Genomic DNA, 26804 nt, shown 5'->3' on the forward strand with positions numbered 1-26804 from the left:
GTTTCAGATGTATATTTTTTCGAAGAAAAGACTTTTTGCACTCCCTTACAAATTTTGCATTAAATATCGGTACAATTTGATCATGTCTGCCAGATCTGCCAAACTGGCCTTTTCATATGGGGTGTGGGGGTTTTCTTCAGCTATACCTATAAAACACCAGTCGATAGGGTAGGGACTCAACTGTATTTCCCTTCCATCACTTCCCCCATGCGCCTCCACCTCCATCTGGTAGGGCACTCCGGAAGCATCTGCCGTTTCAAGGATGCGCTCCAAAAACTTTTTTCTGGGAATGAAGCTATCCCTGAGCGAAACTACGGGTCCCTTATTAAAATGGATGCCATCGGTAATCCAGGTAACATCGGCAACCAGGCCATTTTTTATGCCCCAATTTTCATAAATAAACCGGACCAGAAAGGGCATGGCTCCACCTCCATGTTCCTCATAGGTACTGAATACAATGATTCCGTCGGTCAGATCTTCACATGCTTTAAGCAAGGCATACATGCCCAGCCTGTTGTCCAGGTAGGCTGCCTGTAGCATTTCATTGTCGCTTATGATGCGCTGTTCAAAGGAAAGTAAGGTACCGCGCTGTATGCCTCTGGGGAAATCATGAAATATATTTCCGTCCTTTTCATAGGCCATACAGCGAATGGGACCTACCTGATCGCTCCCCTGCAGCCAGACGCCATCGCCAATCTCCGGTCCGCCCACGGGTACAAGTTGATTCTCATATCTGGAGGTAAAACCAACGGTATCCATATGTGCAAAGGCAGCAGTTTTGGGTTTACCGAAAACAAGTAGTATATTATCATGAAATTCTTCACCGGAATAAATTTCCGGTGAAACTTTCCAGGAAGATCTTCGTTTCAGAATAAAGTCAAGGAGAAAAGAGGAAATCTTCGATTCGTCTCCGGAAACGCTTTTGATCTCAAGAATTTCTTTTAATAAAACATCCATTGGCATAGTTTATGTTAAATAATTTTATAAATTTCGGCTTCAAATTCGATTTTATTGAAACAATTGAGATAGATGTTTAAAGTTCCCATAAATTAATATACATTTGTATCATATAACCGAGTAAAAACGAATAGCAATCAAAATCAATTAAAACACTGAATGTTGTAAAAAATTTTTTATCATGAAAAAAATAATACTATCAACACTAATGGTTGGTGCTTTAGCTGTAGGTGCTAATGCTCAAGACGATTTCAACAAATGGTCCGTCGAAGTTAATGGAGGGTTCAATAAGGCTATGGCACCAATGACGCCAGGCTACTATTCACCCACTTTGAACTTAGGCCATGCTGACCTGGGCGTCAGGTACATGTTTAATGAGAAATTCGGGACCAAGTTAGATTTTGGTTTTGGTGGCTTCAGCAATGCAAGTGACACGCCTGACTTCTCCTCAAATTACTATCGCCTGAACTTACAGGGGGTTGCTAATCTGGGAAGGATCATGGATTGGCAAACGTTTTCCCAGACTTTCAACCTGTTGGGCCACTTTGGTGGTGGTATCGGAAGGTTGACTCCCCAGGAAAACCAGTGGGCTGACTTCCAGGACAACCAATACAACATTATCACAGGTATGACCCTGCAGGTGAAATTAAGTGATAGGATTGCGTTGAATGGAGATGTGAGCAATATTGTAGCCGGGAGGCAGGATGTTGCGTTTGATGGTGCTTCTTCAATTAATCCTGCATCTGACAATGGTTTTTACGGGGCTAACGCCGTTTGGTGGACAGGTACTTTGGGTCTGAGCTTTTACCTGGGAGGTAGTGATCAGCATGCTGACTGGTATTTGCGGGAAAACAAATATGCTACCAAGGAAGAATTGGCTACTCAGATTGGAGAAATCAAGGACATGCTTAAAGACTCTGATGGAGATGGTGTTCCGGATTATCTGGACAAAGAGCCCAATACTCCTGCCGGTGCAAGGGTAAACTCTCAAGGTACCACCATGGATTCTGATGGTGACGGTATTCCTGACCACTTAGACAAGTGTCCTTTTGTACCAGGACCTGCTTCTCTTGATGGGTGTGCACCTGATGACACTGAGGAAATTGATTATCTGGCCAAGGCAATTAACGATGGTTACGTCAATGTTTACTTTGCCTTTGACAGTGCCAAGCCACTCGGATATTCTGCCTCTTCTGCACACTACGTATCTAACTTTATGAAGAGAAACCCTGGTGTACAAGTTGAGCTTAAGGGATATGCCGATGAGTTAGGTCCTGAAGATTACAACATGAAGCTTTCGGAAAGAAGAGCGAAATCTGTGTACGATCTGCTGGTAGCTTCCGGAATATCTGAATCCAGGTTGAGCTACAAAGGCTACGGCGAGGATACCAGCGTAGATAAATCTTCTGCTGATGCAAGGCAAATGGCCAGAAGGGTTAGCTTCGAGATCAAATAAGATAACAAAGCAATAAATAGTAAAACCCGATCTTAAAAGATCGGGTTTTTTTGTTTTACTTTGCCAAACCATGTTTATTTTAAATCAAAAAAACTCTGTTGCCAATCATTTTTTGGCAGAACTCAGGGATGTGACAGTCCAAAAGGATAGGATGCGTTTTAGAAAGAACCTGGAGCGACTGGGGGAAATCCTCGCCTATGAAATATCAAGATCTCTTCCTTTTTCTGAGAAAACGATTACAAGTCCCCTGGGAGAAGTCAGCACGCCCCTTTTGGAGGCACAGCCGGTGGTGATCTCTGTATTGAGAGCCGCAGTACCGTTTTATCAGGGCATTATTAATTTTTTTGACCGGGCAGACAGTGGCTTTATCGGCGCCTATCGAAACGAAACCCATGAAACAGACCTACCCGTAACCATCAGTTTAAATTACCTCGCTGCTCCGGATATTACAGATAAAACAGTAATTCTGGTAGATCCGATGCTTGCCACGGGAAAGTCGTTTATCAAGAGTGTTCAGCATTTGTTGACAAATGGCGTCCCCCGCCAGATTGAAATTGTCAGTGCTATCGCTGCTCCGGAGGGCGTGGATTATATCAGGAAAAACCTGAATATCCCCTATCGGATCTGGACAGGGGCGCTGGACGAAAAACTTAATGCCCAATCCTACATTATCCCGGGTCTTGGTGATGCCGGAGACCTGGCATTCGGACCCAAACTTTAACCTGCTGTCAGAAAATGAGCTACTTGTTTTTGGTATTGGGACTTGTCGTCCTGCTCCTTGGAGGTAAATTCCTGGTTGATGGAGCATCCTCCATTGCAGCACGGCTGGGTTTGAGTCCAGGCTTAATTGGTCTAACCGTCGTCGCATTTGGCACTTCAGCGCCCGAACTTCTGGTGAGTGTCACCGCTGCCCTGCAAGGCTCGAGTGATATTGCTATCGGCAATGTGGTAGGAAGCAATATTTCCAATATCACATTGGTGCTGGGTATAAGTGTGGTGATTTTCCCCATCTACATTCAAAAGTCTACGCTTAAGCTGGACTATCCCTTTACCGTCATCAGTTCTTTGCTCTTTTACATCTTTGCATTTAACGGACTGATTTCTTTATGGGAGAGTATATTTTTGCTGGTATGTTTTGTTTCCCTGAATATCTATTTTTTCAAAACCATAGAACGGGTAGAATTTTCGGAAGAGGATGCAGCGAAAATGAAAAAACAACCGGTCCTTCTGGCGATAATACAGCTTCTGGGAGGGGCAGCGGGATTGTATTTCGGATCAGATCTGGTGGTAGGCAATGGCACCAGCATTGCCCAGGCACTGGGCGTGAGCGAAAGGGTGATTGGCGTTACCATCATTGCCATTGGTACCAGCCTGCCGGAATTGGTCACCTCTGTCTTGGCTGCATTGAAAAAAGAAACCGAACTGGCCCTGGGCAATATACTGGGAAGTAATATCATGAATGTTTTTTCCATAATAGGCTTTACTGCTCTGATTAAACCTATTGGCGTAGCCTCCGAGTTTATTTCCACTGACTTTATCTGGATGTTGGGGTTTACCGTGCTGCTCTTTCCACTCATGCGGATCAACTTTGTTATCACCAGACTTAATGGGATTACATTATTGCTCGGCTACTTGCTCTACCTTTATTTTCTGGTTTGATGGGTGATTATCTGATTACTTTTCTGGGCATTTATTTCCTCTGCCTCTTCAAGTTTATTGCAGGACCGGTACTGGGATTTGCCGCCGGCTATGCGCTTTGGGAAATTGTGGTGGTGACCGTTTCCGGCATGATGACCTCAGTATTATTTTTCACCTTTCTGGGTGAATGGTTTAAGAAAAATTGGTCCATTATCATCAAAAAAAAGAAACCGAAATTTTCCAAACGAACCAGAAATATCATCAGGATATGGCAAAAATTTGGAGTTTTTGGCATCGCCCTCCTAACACCGGTGATATTAACCCCCATCGGCGGTACCGTGGTACTGACATCATTTGGCATTGCCAAGAAAAAAATCATCGGGAGTATGTTTATTAGTGCTGTGTTCTGGTCGATTGTGATGGGAATAAGTATCGAAAAGCTTTTGCAGATTCCCTTTCTAAGAAATATGTGGACATGAAAAAAGAGCCCCTTGGGGCTCCTGCAATAATAATCCGTGCCGTTTGTTATGCTACTTATTGGATTGCCAGCACTTCTCCTTTAAACCAAATGGGAGTAAAGGGCTTGACCAGGTCGATTTGTTCTCCTTTTTCGACCAGGTCTAATCTGATGTCCTCAGGTACTATCTGTATAGAATTATCATAGGCAGCAAATGAAGTAGCCAGTATTTCTACTTTTTCCTCAGGCAGTACTCCTTTCATCCCCTCATCCAGAAATGTCAATCCGGAGGTACCAACGGAAAAGGTCGTTGGCTGGTTGGATTCATAAGAGTCGAAAGTCGGCTCATCAGCACCAAGTTCAAACAATTCGAAATCGATAGAGACATTGCTGCCCAACTGCGATGCAGATTTGCTGTCATCTCCAGCCTCGACTGTTCTGAAAAATATTCCTTCTTCAATCTCTTCAAATCCCTCCAGGTCATTTTCTTCAATGAAAGCCTGTATCATTTCTATTTCCCGTTGCTGCAGTTCTTCCTCCGTATATTTTTTTACAAACTTTAGTTGAATCACCAAATTAGAAGCTGGCAATATCAGTTGTTCATAACCATAGTTGCCAAAGGCCAGATAGGATGGCGCATACACCATCATTTCTTCTCCCTCGCGGGCCAGGCCAGCCGCATAAGTGATGGCTATAGGCCATAAACCTTCCTGGCTGTATTTAAAATATTTGGGCTCCATGGACTCGTCCAGATAAGAATCGATCAATTGCCCGTCAATGGTCTTCATTTCATAATACATGCCGATGTAGTCTGCATTCTCAAACTGTGCTGCCTCGGGTTGACTAACTGTCTTCTCATAATAAAAGCCAGACTGCGCTTTGGTGGCCTCGATGTTATTGGAAGCAATATATTCTTCCATAATGAGGTTGTCCCGGCTGATCGCCCTATCCAAATCCGTTTCCGTCTCTTCTATACAAGAAGCCATTAAAATAACCAGGCCAAGAAACCAGCCTGTTCTGCTTGATACAATCATGGTAATTATAATTAATAGTGTTTATTTGTTTTTCAGATTAAAATTCATGCGCAGGTTTACTCCGCCGATTGAAAACTGCTGGTCAGCAAATGTCAGCCCGCCCAGCGGTAATTTATAAAAAGGTTCGAATGAAAGGTAAAACTCATTGTTAAGCTGGTATTCGTATCCAAACGAGATATTGAGCAGCCCGGCCAAATCGGAATTCCTCTCCCCGGACTGGGGTGCTATTACATTGCTGAACTTCTGTACGTTCGGAGTATATTCCAGATAGCCGGCGGTACTGTTGGCACTGAAAAGCGACTGGGCCTGAATTGTTTCTACGGTATTTTGTTCCAGGTAGACCATGCTGGACAGGCCTGTAATCAAATAAATGCCGGTTTGATTTTTGTCATAAACCTTGTACTTCAGATTGACCGGTATGTCCAGACTGGCAAAATTCAATTGGTAATCGGCATCAATGATATTGCTGTTTGCTCTCATATCAAAAGCAGGTGATGCCGCTTCTGACATGGTCTGCATGTTTTGCGGAGCAAGGCTTTGGCTGGCATAAGCCAGTCCAAAATCCAATTTAAACTTATTTGAAAGGGAGATTTCAGACATCAGGCCGGCTCCCAGATTCATCCCTGACACCGGGTTTGAACTGGCCTGGGGGCTGAGCATCAGTCCCAATTTAAAAGGCTGTACATTTTTCACCTCAGTTTCCTGCTCGCCCTCACCTTCTTTCCATTGTTCAATAATTTTTGCTGCGTCTTTTTCAGTCAAGGCCAGATCTTCAATTGGTTGCTCATTAGTTTGACCTGCAAATAGCGGCACATTTTCCATTTTTTGTGCCATGGCGGTCTGAAATTTCTCCCAGGATTCAGTAAAGGACTTTAACAGCGAAGGTGTAGGGTATACCTCCGGCAAAATGGTCTCCGACCTGTCAAAATCAGCTTCCTGCACTTTTCCTGGTTCTACATTGGCGCTTGCGGCCTGTGATCCGGCCAGGGCCTTTTCTATATTTTCAATTTTAGGCTGACCTTCATCAGCCCGCGCTTCTTCCTCTATTTCGGTTTCCCGATTGCCTTGAAAAGGCACATCCTCTATGGCGATGGAATCAGAAAATGATCTGACCTGCCTGTCAATTTGCTCCTGTTTCGGAAAATAAATCAGGAACAAGAGCAAGCTGGCGGCAATCCCCGCAGTAAAAAACGGCCAGTAAATCAGCCAGGGCTTTTTCTCTGGCCTGAAATACGCGCGGGAAAACTTTTCCCATGCCTGGGGATCGTAAGGCTCCTCATGATTGCTGAAGGAGGCTTTAATTTTCTCCGCAAGTTTCTTATCGAACTGCTCCTTCATTTTTGATTTGATTTATTGCGATTACTTTTTCTCTCAACTTCTCTTTTGCCCTGGCCAGATAGGTCCTGCAAGTACTGGACGGAATCCCTAGCCGTTCGCTGATCTCATTGTGCCGATAACCTTCGATTTCATACATATTGAAGATCACCCGCAATATTTCCGGCAACTCCGCCAGAGACTGCAGGATATCGGCGCTGGACAATTCATCTATGATACCAGGGTCGTATGTCTCCGTTTCTGCTTTTTCAATATTCATGGCGGAATAATGTTTAAAATTCTTCCTGTAGTAATCCACCGAAGTATTGATAATTATTCTTCTGAACCAACCCTTAAAGGAATTTTCGGGGGAAAACTGCTCCAGTTTGTCAAAGGCTTTCATAAAACTGTCATTCACAATCTCGCAAGCTTCCTCCCTGCTTCCAGAGTATCTCAATGCGATGCTCATAGCATAGCCATAAAAATGCTTGTAAAGCTTTTCCAACGATTTTTTGTCTCGCTTTTTCGCTTCCTGTATGAGATCTTTCTCCAAAAGCCTTTCTTTAATATGGTAGGTTCTCTATCCTGACGATCACCTTGATCAAAATGCTACAAGACATCAGATTTTTTTTACTTTTTTTCCAATCTCCCTTATCCCGGAGCAAACGGACTGGCTTGATCATCGGAAGGCCCTCCTGAAACCTGCTGCGCTGGCAAGCCGGATGAAAAGAAATCGCCTGGCGGCTGAGGCCAGTTTTTTGTTTGTTGGTATAATCTGACTATTTTTAATCTTGCATCGGTAACAATACGCACAAATTTAGCGTTAAAATCATGATCATATATGACAACAAATATGAAATATTACATTTTCCTGGTTTTGGTCTTTGTTGGGATAAATTTCTCATACGGGCAGCGGGGAGACGCAGGTGATTATGATTATGACAAGGAGGTCCTTTTTGGGATCAACAAGAATACCAATGGAGGGCTTATTGGCGGAGTTAGCTTCAAATTGGGCTCCCGAATAAATGATAATTTGTTTCAATTTTTCAATCTGGAACTGGCAAATGTAAAAAACCCCAAGGAGGTAAGGTACCCTACTGTCCTGGGCAACAGCTATATTTTTGGCAAGTCAAATTACCTTTATGCCATCCGGCCCCAATATGGCCGTGAGGTCCTGGTGTTTAAGAAAGCCCCTCACCAGGGTGTCCAAATCTCACTACTGGGCGCCATCGGACCCACCATCGGGCTGGTAGCTCCCTATTATGTAGAATATTCGCTGAACCGTACCGAAACGGTAAGGGAACAATATAACCCGGAAGTCCACCAGAGCCGCTTCAATATATTGGGTCCAGGCAGGCTTTTTGAGGGCATTGGCAATTCTGAAATTGCCTTTGGAGGCAATGCCAAGGCGGCAATGGCCTTCGAATTTGGATTTTTTAAATCTAACGTGACCGGAGTGGAACTCGGATACCAATTGGAAGGTTTTACCAGAGAGATCGTACTAATGCCTACCACCGAAAACAGGCAGGTGTTTCAGTCAGTCTACTTCACCCTATTCTATGGATTCAGAAAATAGTCTCACAGAGGGGTAGACTTCTGAAAAACCACTAATTTTGAAGGAAATTTAAGAACCGATATGATAGAACTACCGGTAATCTCCAAGGAACAGACCAAAGCAAAGAAACCAGACTGGCTAAGGGTAAAACTTCCCATAGGGAAAGAGTATGCGAAGGTGCGTAAGCTGGTGGACGAACATAAACTGCACACCATATGTGAAAGTGGAAACTGTCCGAATATGGGGGAATGTTGGGGAGCGGGCACTGCTACCTTCATGATCCTGGGAAATGTATGCACGCGTAGCTGCTCGTTTTGTGCAGTCGCTACTGGCAGACCCCCGGAATATGATCAGGATGAACCGAGAAGGGTGGCGGAAGCCATCCAATTGATGGAGGTAAAACACGCCGTCATCACCTCTGTCAACAGAGACGAACTAAAAGACCGGGGTGCAGATGTATGGTACAGAACCGTGATTGAAACCAAGAGGCTTTCTCCGGGTACCACCATAGAAACCTTAATCCCGGATGTGAAGGGCAATTGGGAAGCACTTTACAAAATGATCAGCGCAGGGCAGGAAGTCGTGTCACACAATGTAGAGACAGTAGAGCGGCTCTATCGGAGAGTCCGGCCCCAGGCCAAATACAAGCGTTCGCTGGAGCAGATCAAACTAACCAAAGAATACGGAAAACGTACCAAAACCGGCATTATGCTCGGGCTGGGGGAAAAAGAAGACGAAATTTACAAGGCCATGGATGACCTGGTCGCCCACGGTTGCGATATCCTGACATTGGGCCAGTACCTGCAGCCCACAAAGCGACATATCGAGGTAGCCGAGTTTGTCCGTCCGGAGCAATTTGACCGTTACAGAGAAGAAGGATTGAAAAGAGGACTGAAATATGTAGAGTCTGGTCCCCTGGTACGGTCTTCCTACCATGCAGAGCGGCACGTTAACGTATAATCCGGGTAGGGTACTTGCTTTGGCTGACCAAAAAGCAATGATTTTTGGCTGAAAACCAGAAAAACACTTTATTTTTTGTAATTTAAGGATGTCGTTGATAATGTTAACAATAAGATAAATAAAGGGCATCAATATGGCTTTATTCAAGAGATTTTTCGTTCTGGGTCTTGCAGCCCTGCTTTTCAATTGCTCGCCAAAATCTATGGGAGAATTGAGCAGGGACGAATACAGCAATTGGAAGGACAGGAAAAAGAATATGAGTCCTTCTGAATTTAAGGCGTTGGTAGAAAGCCGGGAAGAAATGTCCGGAAAGCTGGAAGATCTGTCTGAGAAAGAGGCCTATCTCCATGAGGTAATCGAGCGGAAAGACAATGAAATCAGCCGGTTAACGGGTCAAATATCAAAAATTAACAATCAAATGGAGGCGGCCATGAGGGATTCGGGAGAGACTGCCTCAGATAAATGGGAGGAAGGTGTCGTGTTTAAAGTCCAACTGGCTGCGTTTGACGATTATGACCTGCGAAACCTTACCGAAAATGGCAGTGACCTGGAAATCATCGATCAGGACGGCTACATCAAATACATCCTGGGCCGGTTCAGAGATTATAAAATGGCAGATATGTTGAAGAAAAAACTTCGTAAAGTAGGTGTGCAGGAAGCCTGGATCGTTCCCTACAAAGATGGAAAGCGGGTACCGCTGAAGGAAGTTTTAACGGAAGTCGTCGAATAACTCCAACCTGCTCATTGCCTGAGATATAAAATTAACCTGTTTTTTTCCCGGAACGAATAAAGAATTTTTTATCCTTTAACTTCTGTTTGTTTTGTAATTTACGCCCTATGGATTTTAGATGGAAGCTTAAGGACAAAGCAAAACCCGAATCAGTCAGCTACCTCAGCCAGGAAATAAATGTGAATGGTACTTTGGCCAACATGCTGGTCAATCGGGGCATTCATGATTTTCAGCAAGCCAAAGAGTTTTTTCGCCCGGATCTGGACAAACTCCACGATCCCATGCTCATGAAAGACATGGATAAGGCGGTGCAAAGGCTTGTAGCTGCCATAGAAAACGAGGAAAGCATTCTGGTCTACGGGGACTACGATGTAGACGGGACCACATCGGTAGCCTTATTCTATGGTTTTATTCGCGCCTTTTACGATAAAGTTGCCTTTTACATACCGGACCGGTACAAGGAAGGCTATGGTATTTCAGACAAAGGAGTGAGATTTGCAGCGGAAAACGGCTTCAGTCTGGTAGTCTCACTGGACTGCGGCATCAAGGCGATTGATAAAATAGATTTGGCCAACGATTTGGGTGTGGATTTTATCATATGTGATCACCACACCCCTGGCGAAGTGCTTCCCAGAGCTGTTGCAGTACTGGATCCAAAGCGAAAAGATTGCGAATATCCCTACAAGGAATTGAGCGGTTGTGGTGTAGGCTTCAAGCTGGTGCAGGCATTTACGGCCTACACCAACAAAAGTACGGCAAATCTGTACACCTACCTGGATCTGGTAGCGATCAGTATCGCTTCGGATATCGTACCTATCACAGGAGAAAACCGCATCCTTGCCTATTATGGCCTGGACCGGCTCAATAATAATCCCAGGCCCGGCATCAAGGCACTCATACTGAAAGGTAAAATTGAGAAAGAGCTCGGAATTACCGACATAGTGTTCAAGATCGGTCCCCGCATCAACGCCTCAGGAAGACTGGAACATGCCAAGGCGTCTGTCGCCCTGTTGCTGTCCAAAGACCTGGATGAGGGGGTAAGGCGTGCGGAACTCGTAGAGGATGTCAATGCAGCGAGAAAAAATTTTGACGAAAACATTACCAGAGAAGCCCTGGAGATGATCCAGACCCGGGAGCATTCGGGTGCTTTCAAAAGCACGGTGTTGTTTAAACAAGACTGGCACAAAGGTGTAATCGGGATCGTAGCATCGCGATGTATAGAAAAATTTTACAGGCCTACGATCATATTAACCGAATCAAACAACAAAGCTACCGGAAGTGCCAGATCGGTATTTGATTTCGATATCTATGAGGCCATTGAGGCCTGCAGCGACCTACTCGAACAATTCGGCGGACACAAATATGCCGCAGGGCTTACCCTATCCGTAGAGAATGTGCCTGCTTTTCAGGAAAGATTTGAGCAGGTAGTCAGTGAGCGGGTCAGGGAAATCCACCTGAAGCCCATTCTTGAAATCGATGATGAACTGATCCTGGATCAAATCAACTATAGATTTTACCATATTTTGAAACAAATGGCTCCCTTCGGGCCGGGTAATCCAGAGCCTGTATTTTGCGCCAATCAGGTATTTGCAGAAAATGTCAGGGTACTGAAAGACAAACACCTTCGTTTTGAAATCGTGCAGGATGGTCAGGAGACCAGACCTGTTTGCATTGGTTTTGGGTTTGCAAAATATTATGAAATGTTAAACAGCAAAATGCGTTTTAACATCGCGTTTGAGATCAGGGAAAATACCTTCAGGAATACAAGCAGCCTGCAGTTGTATGTGAAAGACATCAAATTTGACTAAAATGAATTTAAGGGCAGAAAACCTGGTAAAAATATACAAGAAAAAAAGGGTAGTAAACGATATCTCTGTGTCCCTGGCCCAGGGCGAAATCGTGGGATTGCTGGGACCCAATGGAGCAGGTAAAACCACCTCTTTTTACATGATTGTCGGTTTGATCAAACCCAATGCAGGCACGGTTTACCTGGACAATGAGGACATCACATCCCTACCCATGTACAAAAGGGCCAAACTAGGCATTGGCTACCTGGCACAGGAAGCCTCGGTATTCCGGAAACTGACTGTAGAAGAAAACCTGATGGCTGTACTGGAAATGAGCAAGCTTCCCAAGAAAGCGCAAAAAGAAAAAGTAGACCAACTGCTCGAAGAATTCAGCCTTACCCATGTCAGAAAAAACCTGGGCATGGTACTTTCCGGTGGGGAACGCCGCAGAACAGAGATTGCAAGGGCATTGTCAGTAGATCCAAAATTTGTACTTTTAGATGAACCTTTCGCCGGAGTAGACCCCATCGCAGTAGAGGAAATCCAATACATCGTAGCCAAACTCAAGGACAAAAACATAGGCATTTTGATCACGGATCACAATGTGAATGAAACCCTCTCGATCACAGACCGTGCCTACCTCATGTTTGAAGGAAGGCTGCTAAAAGCAGGCACGGCAGAAGAACTTGCCGCAGATGAACAGGTAAGAAAGGTTTATCTGGGTAAAAATTTCGAACTGAAAAGAAAGATCTAAACAGAAACCCACCCCGATGGAAGTCATCAATACTTTTATGACCTGGATATTCAAAAACAGGATAGGCCAGATCGAAAAATTCAAAAATAACCCCCTGGAGATTCAAAGGGAAATTTTATTCAGACTAATTCACACAGCTAAAGATACCGAATTTGGCAAAAAATACCATTTTCGGCAGATATCCTCCTACAAGGATTTTAACCAATGGGTTCCGGTACACGATTACGAAGGCATCATGCCTTATATACAACAAACCATGAAAGGCCAGCAAAATGTCATATGGCCCACGTCCATTCACTGGTTTTCAAAGTCATCCGGTACTACCTCATCGCGAAGCAAATTTATTCCCGTTTCTCCCGAAAGCCTTGAGGATTGCCATTTTAAGGGAGGGAAAGACATGCTTTCCCTGTATGTCAACCACTATCCGGAAACCAAGCTATTTACCGGGAAAAGCCTTTCCATAGGTGGTAGCCTGCAGACGAACCCCCTGGATGTAAACAAAAACAGTTTTTCCGGCGACATCTCCGCCGTCATCATGCGCAACCTGCCCAAATGGGCGCAACTCGCCAGGACCCCTGGCCTTGACATTGCATTGATGAGCGAATGGGAGGAAAAAATTGAAAAAATGGCGCGGGAGACGATCAAGGAAAATGTGACCAGCCTTACCGGAGTACCCACCTGGACCCTGGTACTGATCAAAAAGGTATTGGAAATCACCCAAAGCAGCAATATCCTTGACGTCTGGCCAAACCTGGAGGTATTTTTCCATGGCGCAGTAGCCTTCGGTCCCTACCGGGAGCTGTTCAGAAACCTCATTCCTTCTGACGGGATGCATTATATGGAAACCTACAATGCCTCCGAAGGCTTTTTCGGGATTCAGGATCAGAAAAACAGTGAAGAACTGTTGCTGATGTTGGATTACGGGATCTTCTACGAGTTTATCCCCCTGGATCAGCATGGGGACCATGAAGAGAAAATCATTCCACTGGATCAGGTGGAGACAGGTAAAAATTATGCGCTATTGATCAGTACCAATGCGGGACTTTGGCGTTATAAAATCGGAGATACCGTAAAATTCACCTCTACCCGCCCTTACCGCTTTAAAATTTCCGGTAGGACCAAGCATTTTATCAATGCGTTCGGAGAGGAGTTGATCGTAGAAAATGCAGAAAATGCCATCGCCAACACCTGCAAAATGACAGGTACCAGCATCAGCAATTTTACTGCGGGGCCCGTTTACTTCGGTGAAAACCAAAATCAGGGAACGCATGAATGGGTCATAGAATTTATCGAAATGCCAGCAGATACCGATGCCTTCACCCGAATCCTGGACGACGAACTCCGGAAACTCAATTCCGATTATGATGCCAAACGCTATCGGGACATGGTGCTGAAACTCCCCATAGTCCACTTCGCCTCTCAGGGGCTATTCGAAAAATGGTTGAAATCAAAGGGAAAGCTGGGAGGCCAGAATAAAGTTCCGCGATTAGCCAACAATAGGGACTACCTGGACGAAATTACGAAATTGCTGTAATGACAGCGATCCCTGCTGGCTGCCCATAACATGTACCGGCAAGCGTTTCGACACAAATCCGGGCAGACTGCATCGATGGGAATAGAAAAGCGCAGATAGCCGCCTGAAATGAGCTTTGATCCTGGCCTGAGAAAAAACATGTGCTTTTATCCACAATTATCCAAACTTATCCACATGGCTTTTCACCAAATAGCTAAATGTCTGATTTTTAACATTTTGTGAAAAATAAAAATAATGCAATTTGTGGACAAAGTAGAAAAATGTTTTGCTAACACCTTATGACACAAGCAAATTCCGCTTTTTGTATTACTGATAAGTATAAGCTACTGATCATTTTCCTTTTTTATCAAAGGGTTCTCTTTTGGCTTTTTCCCAGTAGATATCCATTTCTGAAAGGGTCATTTCTGACAATGATTTGCCGGCGTCTCTGGCAGCTCTCTCAAGAAACTGGAAACGATGAATAAATTTCCTGTTGGTTCGCTCCAACGCTTCCTCCGGATTAATTTCAATAAATCGGGCATAGTTGATCAGTGAAAAAAGTAAATCTCCAAACTCGGCAGCAGCCGCATCCTTGTCCGGTCCGGCACCATTGTCTCCATCAAAAGCCTCTTTAAATTCCCCCATCTCCTCTTCAACTTTACCCCATACCTGCTCTTTTTCTTCCCAGTCAAAACCTACTCCCCTCGCCTTTTCCTGTATCCGCATGGCTTTGATCAGCGCAGGCAGGGAACGGGGTACTCCGCCCAGTACACTGGTATTGCCCTTTTCTTTGAGTTTGATCTTTTCCCAGTTTTGTTTGACAGCTTCTTCATCGTCCGCCCGGCTATCCCCATAAATATGCGGATGCCTTCTGATAAGCTTCTCATTGAGTTGATTGATCACATCGGCTATGTCAAAAGCATTCGTCTCGGATGCTATTCTGGCATAAAAGACGATATGCAATAAGATATCGCCCAACTCCTTGCCTACAGCTTCCAGGTCCTTTTCCAAAATGGCATCAGACAGTTCAAAAGTTTCTTCAATGGTCAGGTGGCGCAGGCTATCGATGGTCTGTTTTTTGTCCCAGGGGCACTGTTCCCTAAGCTCATCCATAATGGTCAGCAGCCGGTCAAAGGCGGCCAGTTGTGATTTCCTCTTTTCAGACTTGTTCATAAATAGGCAGGAAACTTAAAATCGGGTAACAACGTTTTGAAAGATATACGTAAATTTGCAGAAATAATATTGATATGACAACCGTATATTTGACATTGGCATTCCTGGCACTGTTTTTCATTTTGATGTCCGTAAGATTGATTTTCCTCAAGAACGGACAGTTTAAGGGAACATGTGCCTCTCAGAATCCCTATTTGAACAAAGAAGGCGGAACATGTGGCTATTGCGGCAAGAAGGTAGATTCAGCCAGCTCCTGCGGCAATCCAGACAATGAAGTCGACAAAGTAATGGCTAAATTCAAATAAACCCACTCGATCCTGGCCAATTTTTATCTTGTATAACTAATCCTTTTTACGTGGCATTAATCAAATCAATTTCCGGTATCAGGGGTACCATTGGAGGAAAACCCGGTGAGGGCCTCTCCCCTGTAGACATTGTCAAATTTACCGCGGCTTATGGCGCCTGGGTCCTGGAAAACTCTGACAACAACACCATCGTCATTGGAAGGGACGCAAGACTCTCCGGAGAGATGGTGTCGGGACTGGTAGCCCAAACCCTCCGCGGAATGGGCATTCATGTAATCGATCTCGGACTGAGTACCACCCCTACCGTTGAGCTTGCCGTCCCCCGTGAAGCAGCCGGCGGCGGCATTATTGTCACAGCCAGCCACAATCCCATCCAGTGGAATGCCCTGAAGCTGCTAAACGCTGCCGGAGAATTTATTTCCGATCAGGAGGGAAAAGCGGTTCTGGAAAAAGCCGAAGCAGGAGATTTTCGCTTTGCGGAGGTCCGCAAATTAGGCAGCTACACCTTGCGCGAAGATTACCTGGATATACATATACAGCATGTGCTGGATCTGGATCTTGTAGATCGGGAGGCCATAGCAGCCCGAAAGTTCAAGATCGTATTTGACGGCGTCAATTCCTCAGGCGGGCTGTACGTGCCCCGATTGCTTCGTGCGCTGGGCGTAGAAACTATCGAAGAAATGTATTGCGAGCCCAATGGAAATTTCCCCCATAACCCGGAACCTTTGCCGGAGCACCTGAGGGATATCGCTTCAAAATTAGAAAATGGAAGTTTCGACCTGGGTATAGTAGTAGATCCTGATGTAGACCGGCTCGCTTTTCTAAATGAAGACGGCAGCTTCTTTGGAGAAGAATATACCCTGGTGGCCGTGGCCGACTATGTACTCTCCTGCCAACCCGGCAATACGGTGTCGAACCTGAGTTCTACCCGTGCCTTGAGGGATGTTACCGAATTGCGTAAAGGCACTTACCAGGCAGCCGCGGTGGGCGAGGTGAATGTGGTCAACCAAATGAAAGCCGTAAATGCGGTAATAGGAGGTGAGGGCAATGGAGGCGTCATCTACCCGGCCTCGCATTATGGAAGAGATGCCCTGGTGGGGATTGGATTGTTTCTTACCCATCTGGCCAAATTCGGAAAGTCTGCCAGCCGGTTGAGGGCCAGCTATCCCAATTATTTTATTTCCAAAAACAAAATAGAGCTGACGCCGGGAATAGACGTAGACCGAATTCTGCAAAAAATCCAGCTTAAATACGAAAAGTATCCGGTCAATACCATAGACGGTGTCAAAATAGAGTTTGACAAGGAATGGGTTCATCTGAGAAAATCCAATACCGAACCCATCATACGCATTTATTCCGAATCAGAGACCGCTTCGACAGCCGAGCATCTGGCTAATAAAATCATCCTGGATATCAAAGAAATCATTTCTGAAAAAGCCTGATGGCAGAAGTTTCTATGTCCGACCAGCCCTCTATCTACTTAGACAATGCGGCCACTACCCCCATGGATGAGCGTGTGTTGGAGGTCATGTTGCCCTATCTCAGAGGCAATTTCGGCAACCCATCATCCGTACACAGCCACGGCAGAAATACCCGGGTCGCCCTGGAAAAAGCCAGGAAGGAAATTGCCGGCCTGCTTCATGCAAGCCCTGGTGAAATAACTTTCACCTCTGGTGGTACTGAGGCCGACAATACTGCATTGCTGGGGGCCATTGCAGCATATGAAGTCAAACATATCATTACCTCTCCATTGGAACACCATGCTGTACTGCATGTGTTGCAGCAGGCGGCAAATAAAAACAATATCAGGTTATCCCTGCTAAAGGTAGACCGGGACGGTCGAATTGATCTGAATGATCTGGAGACACTTTTGCGGGACAAGGACAGTAAGCTGGTAAGCCTGATGCATGGTAATAATGAGATCGGAAATATTGCTGATCTGGGCGGGATTGCAGCCCTTTGTGAGCAATACCATGCCTACTTCCATTCTGATACCGTCCAGACCATAGGACACTACCCCTTTGACCTGCAAAACCTCAGGATAGATGCGCTGGTCGGGTCTGCCCACAAATTCCACGGGCCAAAGGGCGTGGGATTTCTGTATACAAGAAAAGATAAAAAAATTCCAGCTCTCATCACTGGTGGCTCGCAGGAAAGAAACATGCGCGCCGGCACCGAAAATATAGCTGCAGTCGTAGGCATGGCCAGGGCGCTGGAAATTGCAATAGAAAACCAGGAGCAGCACCAAAAAGAAATACAGGCATTGAAACAATATTTTAAAGACAAACTGCTTTCTGCCATTCCTGAAGTATCCTTCAACGGCTTGTCCGCAGATCTTGAAAACAGTCTGTACACGCTGATAAATGTCAGCTTCCCCCCCTCTGAAAGCAATCAGGGTATGCTCCTGTTTCATCTGGATCTGGCAGGGATTTCCGCTTCAGGCGGGTCTGCATGCAGCAGCGGTGCCAGACTTGGATCACATGTTTTGCAGGAAATCGGCACCGATCCCTCTCGTGAAAATGCCCGTTTTTCTTTTAGCCGCTTCAATTCCCGGGAGGAAATAGATTATACAGTAACAACCTTGAAGGAGCTGTACAACTAAACGGAAGTTGTTAGACAGGCTTTAGCGGAAAGGTAACCTGCTCAGGTCCACATTGCCTCCGGAGAGAATGATTCCTACCTCTTTGTCTTTAAAAAGTGTTTTGTTTATAAGCAAAACAGCCAGAGGAACCGCACAACTGGGTTCTATCACGATTTTCATCCTTTCATAAATCAACCTCATGGCGGCAATTATTTGCCCGTCGTCTGCCGTAAGGATATCGGATACATATCTGCTGATAATGTCAAAATTGAGCTCCCCCAAAGAAGTGAGGAGGCCATCGGCGATGGTATCGGGATTTTCCTGGGGGATCCTTTTTCCGGCCATAAAAGATCTCCTGGCATCGTCAGCACCTGTCGGCTCGGCCCCGATCACTGCTGTTTCCGGGGAAAAAAATTGACTGGAGAGCGCTGTACCTGAGAGCAGCCCACCCCCTCCTACCGGAGCAAGCAGGATATCCGGCTGCAGGCCCTCCTCAAATATCTCATAGGCACAGGTGGCCTGACCCTCAATCACATCGCAGTGATCGTAGGGAGGCACAAAGGTAGCACCATAGCGGTTGACCACTTCCCTGAGGCCTTCTTCCCGGGCACTCAGGTTTGGGGCACACTCAAAAATCTGTCCTCCATACTCCCGTACTGCCTCTTTCTTAATTTGCGGTGCCGTTTCAGGCATGACGATAAACGCCGGTATTCCCGCTTCCGCGGCAGCTCTGGCCAATGCTGCTGCGTGGTTTCCTGAGGAATGGGTAGCCACTCCATTTTCACGCGCCGCTTTGTTCAGCTTCAAAACGGCATTGGCCGCTCCACGCGCCTTGAAAGCACCTACTTTCTGAAAATTCTCACATTTAAAAAATACCCGGCAGCCTGCCAGTTTGTTGATTGCCGAGCATCTGAGTACGGGTGTCCAGTGAATCAACTGATCTATTCTGGACCTGGCTTCCTTTATGCTGTGCCTGCCGATATTTTGCCAATTTTCCATTGACCAAAATTGCATATAAATTGCTTATCCGGCAATAATAAAAGTAAATTCCAAGCCCAAAGAAAAAAGGTATGGCTCCGAATATTCTGATTTAACTATAATTCCTATATTGAAATTTCATTTTCAAATCTCTTCCCTGGCAATATCTAAATATGTTCCAGAATGATCCTTCATTTTTCCCCATCATGGGGGAAATTCTCAATGAATACAATGCAATGAGCCTTGACATGAGCGCGGGCAATACAGCATTGCAGCAGCTTGATTTGATGGATAGCGAAGCTTTTTCCGCCTATATTCAGCAAATTCTGACACAAAAGAAAAGAAAGTATGCGCTCGGTGGATATGGGGAGAACAGGTCTATCTACCAAAGAAGTCCCGTATTTGCCCAGGCAGATGCTGGCTACCGCAATATCCATCTCGGCGTAGACATCTGGTCAGAAGCTGGTACAGCAGTGTACAGCCCCCTCGAAGGCAGGCTGCACAGTTATAATGACAATGAGGGATTTGGGAACTATGGCCCCACCCTGATAATGGAACACCATTTGAAGGATGAGACGATCTACGCGCTCTACGGACACCTTAGCCGAAAAGACCTGAACCAGTTGTATCCAGGCAAGGTTTTTTTGGCAGGTGAAAGAATCGGACATTTGGGCAAGGTAATGGAAAATGGACACTGGCCACCCCATTTGCACTTCCAACTGATCCGCGACCTGGCAAACTGGCAGGGAGATTATCCCGGGGTATGCGAAGAAAAAGACATTGAAAAGTACCTGAACAACTGTCCAGACCCCAATTCCTGGCTGGGACTTCCGGTACTTTCATCCTGAAATCTAAAAATTTTGGATTAATGAAGCATTCTGAATCGTTTAAAAAAATAATTGACCTGAGAAAAAAACTGCATCAAAAGCCGGAAATATCTGGCCATGAAGCAGGCACATCAGCCATGATAAAAGCATTCCTGGAAGATTTGGCTCCGGATGAAATGATCGAAAACCTTGGTCCATACGGGCTGGCGGCGGTCTTTAACGGAACGCAGGATGGTCCGACCACATTGATCCGGGCCGAATTGGATGCATTACCTATCCCGGAAGAGGGGAATGTTGCCCACAAGAGTCTTAATGCGGGAGTCTCCCATACCTGCGGCCACGATGGGCATATGGCGATAGTTTGTGGAGTGGCTGCCCACTTGTCTGAAACCCGCCCAAAGAAAGGCCGTGTAGTCCTTATTTTCCAACCGTCGGAAGAGACCGGCCTTGGTGCTGCTCAGGTAATTGAATCAAAAAATTACAGGAAGATACAGCCTGACTATGTATTCGCCCTGCACAACTTACCAGGTTATGAAAAAAATGAAATTGTTTTAAAAAAGGGCGCCTTCACTGCGGCATCAAAGGGCATGACCATACAGCTCAAAGGGCGGACCAGCCATGCCGCCCATCCCGAAGACGGGCGCAGTCCTGCCGAAGCCATGTGTAAGCTGATAGTCGGTCTTGAAAAGCTACCGGAAATTATTGCTGGTTTTTCACTGGTTACAGTGATTCACGCTCAATTGGGTGAAGTCGCTTTTGGCACCACGCCCGGCAATGCCCGGGTGATGGCTACGTTAAGGACCTATGAAAACGACATCATGAGTAAGCTGACCCAGCATGCAGAAAGGCTGGCAGAATTGGTGGCCAAAGAAAGCGGACTGGATTTTTCAATCAGTTATTGTGAGGAATTTGAGGCAGTAGTCAATGACCCTGCTCCCTGGGAATTGGTAAACGAGTCAGCGAAGGAATTGAAGTTGAAAACCAAACATATCCGAAATCCCTTCCGCTGGTCAGAAGACTTCGGCAAATTCTCTACCCTTACCGATAGCCTACTCTTTGGTATTGGCTCGGGCAAAAAACAGCCTCAACTTCATGAAGGCCACTATGACTTTCCGGATGAAATCATTCCTTCCGGTGTAGCTATTTTTGTACGGGTAATAGAAAAATTAAACCATTGATCAGATGCTGCATACCTCTTATATTGAAATCAGCAAAAGTGCCTATAAAAACAACATCAAATTTATAAAAAGCCAGGTTGGATCCCATGTGACCATATCATCAGTGGTCAAGGGCAATGCCTACGGCCACGGAATAGAAAATGCCGTCAAAATAGCCGAATCGGCCGGTATCCGGCATTTCAGCACTTTCAGCACCGACGAGGCCATCAGGGTAAAAGATTCCTCTTCCAAAGGAAGTGAGATCATGATCATGGGAATGGTAGAAAACGAAAACATGGCCTATCTGATCGGTAATGATATCAGCTTTTATGTTTTCGAAATGGATCGGCTCCAGGCTGCAATTCACACCAGTAAAGTATTGGGAAGAAAAGCAAAAATTCATGTAGAGGTAGAAACCGGATTCCACAGAACTGGATTTGAATGGGAAGAAAGGGCCGAGCTGGCTAAAATCATACTGGAAAACAAAGAAAACATACAACTTTGTGGCCTATGCACCCATTATGCAGGCGCGGAGAGTATTGCCAACTATGTACGGATAAAGGAGCAGATAAAAGTCTACCATGAATTCAAAACCTGGTTCCAGGATAAAGGCCTGTATTTCGACAAATACCATACAGCCTGTTCTGCCGCCTCATTGAGCTATCCCGAGACGATCATGGACATGGTACGTATAGGCATTGCTCAGTATGGATTCTGGCCCAGCCAGGAAACCTACATGCTAAAATTCAAGCAATTGGCCCCCAACATGAAAAACCCACTCAAGAGGCTGATCAGTTGGAAGAGCCATATCATGAGCATCAAAAAAGTAAAAATCGGAGATTTCGTCGGATACGGCAACAGCTACATGGCCTCCCGAAACATGACCATTGCCCTGGTACCTGTAGGTTATTGCCATGGTTTTAGCCGTAACCTGAGCAATTTGGGGAAGGTGCTGATTCAAGGCAAGATCCTTCCCGTAGTAGGGACCGTGACGATGAACGCCATCTCTGTGGATGTTACCGACTTAAAATCTGTCCATAAAGGTGAAGAAGTAGTCATTATCGGAAGGCAAAAGAGAAATGAAATCACCGTAGCCTCGTTTGGCGAATCTGCCCAACAGGTAAATTATGAACTATTGACACGCCTCCCCCATGATATTCCGAGAAAAATCATAGCCTAGCCCATCTTTAGAATGGTATTTGTGGTAGTTAGAAAAATCAAAATGTATTGATCATTTAATTAAAGCATAACGTATCATGAAATACTTACAAATTTCTTCTATACTGTTATTTTCTATAGGATTTTTTCTGGCTTGCGGCTCAGAAACGGTCGAGTTATCGGAACATGACTGGAAAGTCACCGACCTCACAGGATCAGCCGCACCTAAGGAAAAATTAGGAAATCTCTCCCTTGTATTCAAAGAAGGTCAGGAAATCGGAGGCTTTGCCGGATGCAATGATTACCGCGGAGGAGCGACCTACAACAGGGAGCAAATCAAATTTTCCACACTTTATGCCGATAATGAATCCTGTGATGACAGCAACCTGGAAAAAAGGTTTCTTTCCAACCTGGAGTCCAGCGTCTCCTACACCTACAGCGCCGGTAAATTAGTGCTTTATGATGAAGAGGGTAACATATTGGTAGAAATGGAAAAAAGCTAATGAATTGGCAGATCCGGTTCCGGCATCAAAGTAAAAGGGAATGGGTCAACTAAAAATTATGGTTCTATTCCCTACTACTTTGATTTTCTGCGCCAGGTGGTATCTGATTGCCTTTGATAGTACTACTTTTTCTACATCCTGTCCGATCTGAACCAGCTCATCGACGGTATTGTGGTGCCGTACTCTCGCTACTTCCTGCTCTATAATCGGCCCTGCATCCAGCTCCTCCGTAACATAATGGGCCGTTGCACCGATAATTTTCACCCCACGCTTGTATGCCGCATGGTAGGGTTTTGCACCTACAAAAGCCGGTAGAAAGGAGTGGTGTATGTTGATGATCCGGTCGGGGTAGTTTTTGATAAAACTTGCTGAAAGTATCTGCATATAGCGCGCAAGCACAATAAAATCTACCTTGTTTTCCCGGAGCAGTTGAAGCTGCTTTTCTTCCTGAGCTGCCTTGTTGGACTTGTCGATGGGCAGGTAGTGGTAGGGAATTCCAAATGCCCGAACCACAGGCTCCAGGTCGGGATGGTTAGATACCACCAGAGGGATCTCAACGTTAAATTGCCCGGAATAATACCTGCTCAGGATATCAAACAGACAGTGAGACAGCTTGGAAACAAACAGGGCCATTCTGGGTTTGGGCGAATTGAAAAACAACGAATAATCCATACCAAACCGCTTACCAACTTTTTCACCAAATAGGCCAACGATGTCATCTTTTTTGATATCGAAAGAATCGAGCTCCCATTCCGCCCGCATAAAAAAATCCCCCATTTCCTCATCGATGTACTGGTCGATGGCCAGAATATTTCCATTGTTTTCAAAAAGAAATTGCGAGACCGCAGCGACGATACCCTTGTCGTCTTTGCACTGTATGATTAGAATAGCAGTATGCATGTGGTTTTGCCTTCGGTTATATGGTTTTTGTCTGTTTCAGGTCAGGCCAGCAGGGCAGAGATATCTTCCTGGCTGAGGCTTTTGATAAAGCTCTCCTCAGTACTGATAAGTTCCCCGGCCAATGCCATTTTTCGTTCCTGAAGAGCCATGATTTTTTCCTCTACAGTATTCCTTGCAATGAACTTGTAGATAATCACTTTATTTTGCTGTCCGATCCGGTGCGCACGGTCAATGGCCTGAGATTCCACGGCAGGGTTCCACCAGGGATCCAATAGAAAAACATACTCAGCTTTTGTCAGGTTGAGGCCTACTCCACCAGCTTTCAGGGAAATGAGAAAAACCTGTACTTCGGGATCTTCCTGAAAGGCATTTACCTGCGCCTGCCTATCCCTGGTAGCCCCGTCCAGGTAAGCAAAAGGTATATTCTTTTCTTCTAGATAGGATTTTACTATCCCCAGATGCCTGACAAACTGACTAAATATCAACACCTTATGACCCTCACTTACTGTAGCCTGGATCATGTGGGTGATATCTTCCAGCTTTCCGGAATCTCCCGAATAATTCTGGTCCGCCATCTTCGGATGATTGGCTATCTGGCGGAGCTGCATCAAACCCCTTAACAGGGTCAGCGACTTCTGTGACATTCCCGGCATGGCCATCTCACTGATGATCTTTTCCCGATAATAATTTTTCACCTCTTCGTAGGCTTGCTCCTGTGCATCCGTCATGGTAGAATACTGGACATTGACCACTTTTTCGGGAAGGTCGGTAGCTACCTGTGATTTAAGCCGCCTCAGGACAAAAGGCTTGATCATTACATTCAGTTTAATGATTTTATCCTTGTCACTTTTCTTCTCTATCGGCAGTAAAAACTGTTTTTTGAAAGCCGACTGTCCACCCAAGAGACCCCTGTTTATAAAATTCATCTGAGACCAGAGATCCATGGTGCCGTTCTCTACCGGCGTACCGGTAAGTATGAGTTTGTGATTGCTTTTAAGCTGAACCACAGCTTTGGAAATGATACTGTCCGGGTTTTTGATCGCCTGGGACTCATCTAGAATGATGTAATTGAAGTAAAAATCCCTCATGATGTCGATATCCAGACGGGTGATCCCGTAGGAAGTAAGGATAAGGTCATACCGCCCAAACTGGCTGCAATCTTTTATCCTCTGCGTCCCGGTATATATTAAAATCTTAAGGTTTGGCGTAAATTTCCTGGCTTCCAGCTGCCAGTTGTATATCAGCGAAGTCGGCATGACCAGCAACGAAGTGGTCCCCTCGGAGCGCTCTTTCTCCATGGCAAGCAAAGCCAGTGTCTGCACAGTTTTCCCCAGCCCCATGTCGTCTGCCAGACAACCTCCAAAATTGTACTCATTCAAAAACCTCATCCAGTTATAACCTGCCTTCTGATAAGGCCTGAGTTTACCCTTGAAATAATCAGACAGGGGATAGTCATCGATAGTAGCAAAATCCCGCAGCTTTTGCAGCCTTTCACTCAGGGATAGTTGTATCAGATTTCCCTTTTCGAGTTCCTGAGCCAGGGCAATATGGTGCTTTTTCAATTTAAATTTGCCTACCTGCGACTCTCCTTCTTCCATAAATGAAAAAATCTCCCCGTAGTTCGTAAACCAGGATTTGGGGATAATCGCAATTTCATTATTGGGAAGCTCGATTTCTGTTTTGCCTTTTAACAACAACTTGCGGAATTTTGTGAAGGAGATTTCATGGTTGCCAAAGGTCACCGTCGCCTCCACATCAAACCAATCAATTTTTTCCTTGATGCTTAGGTTGATCTTTGCCGATCCAATAAAATACTTTTTACCCTTCTCATTGCTGGTTTGTTGAATCCGAACGCCGAGATCGTCCAATTCAGGCCTGTGGTTGATAATCCAATCATAAGCCTCTCGTTTTTTCATGGAGTGTCGGCCGTGTTTGACTGGCAGTCCTTTGTTCTTAAGGAAATCTCCATAAAATCCCTCTTTGGATAAATCCCTGACTACTTTGAAAAAAGTATAGTCATCACCATCCCTTTCGAGTTCTACGTTACTGGGTTTGGCCTGGTCTGCACGAAAAGTGTAATCGCCATAGCTAAACCTCAGGTCAAAAACCATTTTTTCTTCCTCTTCCTCTGAGATTTTTCTTCCAAACATATCTACCGTGGGGTTGCCTGGCAGGTCTCCCAGGTAGAGTACAGGTTGCGGCTTGGAGTGTTCTACCTTAATTTCAAAACCCTTGGCAAACACGTCAAAGGAGGCTACGAGCTGGGTGACAAACTTTTTGTAATAGGACTCTTCTACTTTCTTTGGAATGACGATAAATTTCTTATTCAGAAAAGGCATTAATTTTTTGCCATCCACATCCTTTTCAAAACTAAATAGACGGGAGTCTACCACCAGCCAGGCAGGTTGATGACAGATCAGGTAGCTGCCCTTATACTGCCAGTCTAATTTCTCATTCTGGTATTTTATGGTCGGAAAATAATGGGTATTGTCTTCATTTCTGCGAAAATGAAACAGCACGCTGGCTTTTTCAGGCATGATGGAAATCTCCTTCCAAACCGGGTTGCCATCGTTTCCCATTTCAAAAAGTCTTTTCTGCTTGATTTTCTCCAAAATCCTCGACCTGGTAATCTCCAGTCTTCCTTCAATTAGCTTCTGGACTTCCTTGTTTGATTGGGTAGGATTCGCTGTATCGAATACCTTTCTTAAAAATTCCTTTGGCTTTTGATTTTTTGCGTTAAACTTTTTTACTACCGCCTCCTGCTGCATGCTGTCCATCAGCCGGATCAATTCCAGGTCGGTGTCGTCTATCTTTTCCCCAAATTCGTTGGCATTTTGGTAAGAAATGTTTTGGTAGGCAAAAGACAACCTGCCTTTCTCATCCAGTTGTATGGCAAAAGACTCAAAAAGAATTCCCAGAAACTCATGGTTAAACAGGGAATATACGATTTCAAACGGCTTATCAGAAGCTACTTTCATTTACTTATTATTTGAACAAAGTCTAACTGACCGGTTGCTGTTTCTGAATTTGGCAGTTTGCAAATTACAGAAATATTTAAAAAAAATAA

The 26804-nt window shown here is 45.2% G+C and carries 25 protein-coding genes; 17 read left to right on the forward strand and 8 right to left on the reverse strand.

Going from position 1 to position 26804, the window contains the following annotated elements:
- Positions 1-45 precede the first annotated feature (45 nt).
- A complete protein-coding gene (locus BUB19_RS04000) occupies positions 46-957 on the reverse strand; it encodes an aminopeptidase (protein WP_178371432.1) in 912 nt (303 codons plus the stop codon).
- A gap of 181 nt (positions 958-1138) precedes the next feature.
- Between BUB19_RS04000 and BUB19_RS04005 the strand changes: the two genes are divergently transcribed.
- From BUB19_RS04005 to BUB19_RS04020, 4 genes are all read left to right on the forward strand, one after another.
- On the forward strand, positions 1139-2413 hold the full coding sequence (locus BUB19_RS04005) for an OmpA family protein (protein WP_073092422.1): 1275 nt from the start codon (positions 1139-1141) through the stop codon (positions 2411-2413).
- Between the two features lie 70 nt (positions 2414-2483).
- Complete coding sequence (upp, locus tag BUB19_RS04010; RefSeq protein ID WP_073092425.1) at positions 2484-3134, forward strand: uracil phosphoribosyltransferase; 651 nt, start codon at positions 2484-2486, stop codon at positions 3132-3134.
- Positions 3135-3148: 14 nt separating this feature from the next.
- A complete protein-coding gene (locus BUB19_RS04015; protein WP_073092428.1) occupies positions 3149-4072 on the forward strand; it encodes a calcium/sodium antiporter in 924 nt (307 codons plus the stop codon).
- On the forward strand, positions 4072-4530 hold the full coding sequence (locus tag BUB19_RS04020; RefSeq protein ID WP_073092431.1) for a hypothetical protein: 459 nt from the start codon (positions 4072-4074) through the stop codon (positions 4528-4530). Before BUB19_RS04015 ends, BUB19_RS04020 begins: the two co-directional genes overlap by 1 nt.
- A 55-nt stretch (positions 4531-4585) precedes the next feature.
- Here the strand turns inward: BUB19_RS04020 and BUB19_RS04025 are convergent, their stop codons facing one another.
- The 3 genes from BUB19_RS04025 to BUB19_RS04035 are packed head-to-tail and all read right to left on the reverse strand — an operon-like array spanning position 4586 to position 7409.
- Positions 4586-5542 carry an FKBP-type peptidyl-prolyl cis-trans isomerase gene (locus tag BUB19_RS04025; protein ID WP_073092434.1) on the reverse strand — a complete coding sequence of 319 codons (957 nt, stop codon included), beginning with the start codon at positions 5540-5542 and terminating at the stop codon, positions 4586-4588.
- Positions 5543-5563: 21 nt separating this feature from the next.
- Positions 5564-6880: an outer membrane beta-barrel protein gene (locus BUB19_RS04030; protein WP_073092437.1), complete on the reverse strand. Its 1317-nt coding sequence runs from the start codon at positions 6878-6880 to the stop codon at positions 5564-5566.
- A complete protein-coding gene (locus BUB19_RS04035) occupies positions 6861-7409 on the reverse strand; it encodes an RNA polymerase sigma factor (protein WP_073092440.1) in 549 nt (182 codons plus the stop codon). Before BUB19_RS04035 ends, BUB19_RS04030 begins: the two co-directional genes overlap by 20 nt.
- Positions 7410-7709: 300 nt before the next feature.
- Between BUB19_RS04035 and BUB19_RS04040 the strand changes: the two genes are divergently transcribed.
- The 6 genes from BUB19_RS04040 to BUB19_RS04065 all read left to right on the forward strand — a co-directional run bounded on the left by BUB19_RS04040 (position 7710) and on the right by BUB19_RS04065 (position 14176).
- Complete coding sequence (locus tag BUB19_RS04040; protein ID WP_073092443.1) at positions 7710-8432, forward strand: hypothetical protein; 723 nt, start codon at positions 7710-7712, stop codon at positions 8430-8432.
- Positions 8433-8492: 60 nt separating this feature from the next.
- The gene (lipA, locus tag BUB19_RS04045; RefSeq protein ID WP_073092446.1) at positions 8493-9371 is read left to right on the forward strand and encodes a lipoyl synthase; all 879 of its coding nucleotides are present in this window, start codon (positions 8493-8495) and stop codon (positions 9369-9371) included.
- A 133-nt stretch (positions 9372-9504) separates the two neighbouring features.
- A complete protein-coding gene (locus tag BUB19_RS04050; protein ID WP_143155905.1) occupies positions 9505-10101 on the forward strand; it encodes an SPOR domain-containing protein in 597 nt (198 codons plus the stop codon).
- A gap of 107 nt (positions 10102-10208) precedes the next feature.
- Positions 10209-11909 (forward strand): single-stranded-DNA-specific exonuclease RecJ, encoded by a 1701-nt coding sequence (recJ, locus tag BUB19_RS04055; RefSeq protein WP_073092452.1) that lies wholly within the window; start codon positions 10209-10211, stop codon positions 11907-11909.
- A gap of 1 nt (position 11910) precedes the next feature.
- The gene (lptB, locus tag BUB19_RS04060) at positions 11911-12642 is read left to right on the forward strand and encodes an LPS export ABC transporter ATP-binding protein (protein WP_073092455.1); all 732 of its coding nucleotides are present in this window, start codon (positions 11911-11913) and stop codon (positions 12640-12642) included.
- A 16-nt stretch (positions 12643-12658) separates the two neighbouring features.
- Complete coding sequence (locus tag BUB19_RS04065) at positions 12659-14176, forward strand: GH3 auxin-responsive promoter family protein (protein ID WP_073092458.1); 1518 nt, start codon at positions 12659-12661, stop codon at positions 14174-14176.
- A gap of 330 nt (positions 14177-14506) precedes the next feature.
- On the opposite strand, the gene mazG is transcribed toward BUB19_RS04065, so the two are convergent.
- Positions 14507-15328 (reverse strand): nucleoside triphosphate pyrophosphohydrolase, encoded by an 822-nt coding sequence (gene mazG / locus BUB19_RS04070; RefSeq protein WP_073092461.1) that lies wholly within the window; start codon positions 15326-15328, stop codon positions 14507-14509.
- A 74-nt stretch (positions 15329-15402) separates the two neighbouring features.
- On the opposite strand from mazG, the gene BUB19_RS04075 reads away from it, so the two are divergent.
- The 3 genes from BUB19_RS04075 to BUB19_RS04085 are packed head-to-tail and all read left to right on the forward strand — an operon-like array spanning position 15403 to position 18235.
- The gene (locus BUB19_RS04075) at positions 15403-15633 is read left to right on the forward strand and encodes a hypothetical protein (RefSeq protein WP_073092464.1); all 231 of its coding nucleotides are present in this window, start codon (positions 15403-15405) and stop codon (positions 15631-15633) included.
- 50 nt (positions 15634-15683) lie between these two features.
- Positions 15684-17075, forward strand: a complete 1392-nt coding sequence (gene glmM, locus BUB19_RS04080) for a phosphoglucosamine mutase (protein ID WP_073092467.1) — start codon at positions 15684-15686, stop codon at positions 17073-17075.
- On the forward strand, positions 17075-18235 hold the full coding sequence (locus tag BUB19_RS04085; RefSeq protein ID WP_245802768.1) for a cysteine desulfurase family protein: 1161 nt from the start codon (positions 17075-17077) through the stop codon (positions 18233-18235). The genes glmM and BUB19_RS04085 overlap by 1 nt, the downstream gene beginning before the upstream one ends.
- A gap of 21 nt (positions 18236-18256) precedes the next feature.
- Here the strand turns inward: BUB19_RS04085 and BUB19_RS04090 are convergent, their stop codons facing one another.
- Positions 18257-19213: a pyridoxal-phosphate dependent enzyme gene (locus BUB19_RS04090; RefSeq protein ID WP_073092470.1), complete on the reverse strand. Its 957-nt coding sequence runs from the start codon at positions 19211-19213 to the stop codon at positions 18257-18259.
- A gap of 152 nt (positions 19214-19365) precedes the next feature.
- On the opposite strand from BUB19_RS04090, the gene BUB19_RS04095 reads away from it, so the two are divergent.
- The 4 genes from BUB19_RS04095 (at position 19366) to BUB19_RS04110 (ending at position 22837) form a co-directional block, all read left to right on the forward strand.
- A complete protein-coding gene (locus tag BUB19_RS04095; protein ID WP_073092473.1) occupies positions 19366-20040 on the forward strand; it encodes a peptidoglycan DD-metalloendopeptidase family protein in 675 nt (224 codons plus the stop codon).
- Positions 20041-20060: 20 nt separating this feature from the next.
- A complete protein-coding gene (locus BUB19_RS04100; protein WP_073092476.1) occupies positions 20061-21197 on the forward strand; it encodes an amidohydrolase in 1137 nt (378 codons plus the stop codon).
- Positions 21198-21201: 4 nt separating this feature from the next.
- On the forward strand, positions 21202-22356 hold the full coding sequence (alr, locus tag BUB19_RS04105; RefSeq protein ID WP_073092479.1) for an alanine racemase: 1155 nt from the start codon (positions 21202-21204) through the stop codon (positions 22354-22356).
- A gap of 76 nt (positions 22357-22432) precedes the next feature.
- Entirely contained in the window at positions 22433-22837 is a 405-nt protein-coding gene (locus tag BUB19_RS04110) for an META domain-containing protein (protein WP_073092482.1), read from the forward strand.
- A 45-nt stretch (positions 22838-22882) separates the two neighbouring features.
- On the opposite strand, the gene purU is transcribed toward BUB19_RS04110, so the two are convergent.
- Positions 22883-23737, reverse strand: a complete 855-nt coding sequence (gene purU, locus BUB19_RS04115) for a formyltetrahydrofolate deformylase (protein WP_073092485.1) — start codon at positions 23735-23737, stop codon at positions 22883-22885.
- A gap of 41 nt (positions 23738-23778) precedes the next feature.
- Positions 23779-26715 carry a DEAD/DEAH box helicase gene (locus tag BUB19_RS04120; RefSeq protein ID WP_073092488.1) on the reverse strand — a complete coding sequence of 979 codons (2937 nt, stop codon included), beginning with the start codon at positions 26713-26715 and terminating at the stop codon, positions 23779-23781.
- Between the last annotated feature and the right edge of the window lie 89 nt (positions 26716-26804).

The sequence above is a fragment of the Cyclobacterium lianum genome, from assembly GCF_900143075.1.
GTDB classification, from domain to species: domain Bacteria; phylum Bacteroidota; class Bacteroidia; order Cytophagales; family Cyclobacteriaceae; genus Cyclobacterium; species Cyclobacterium lianum.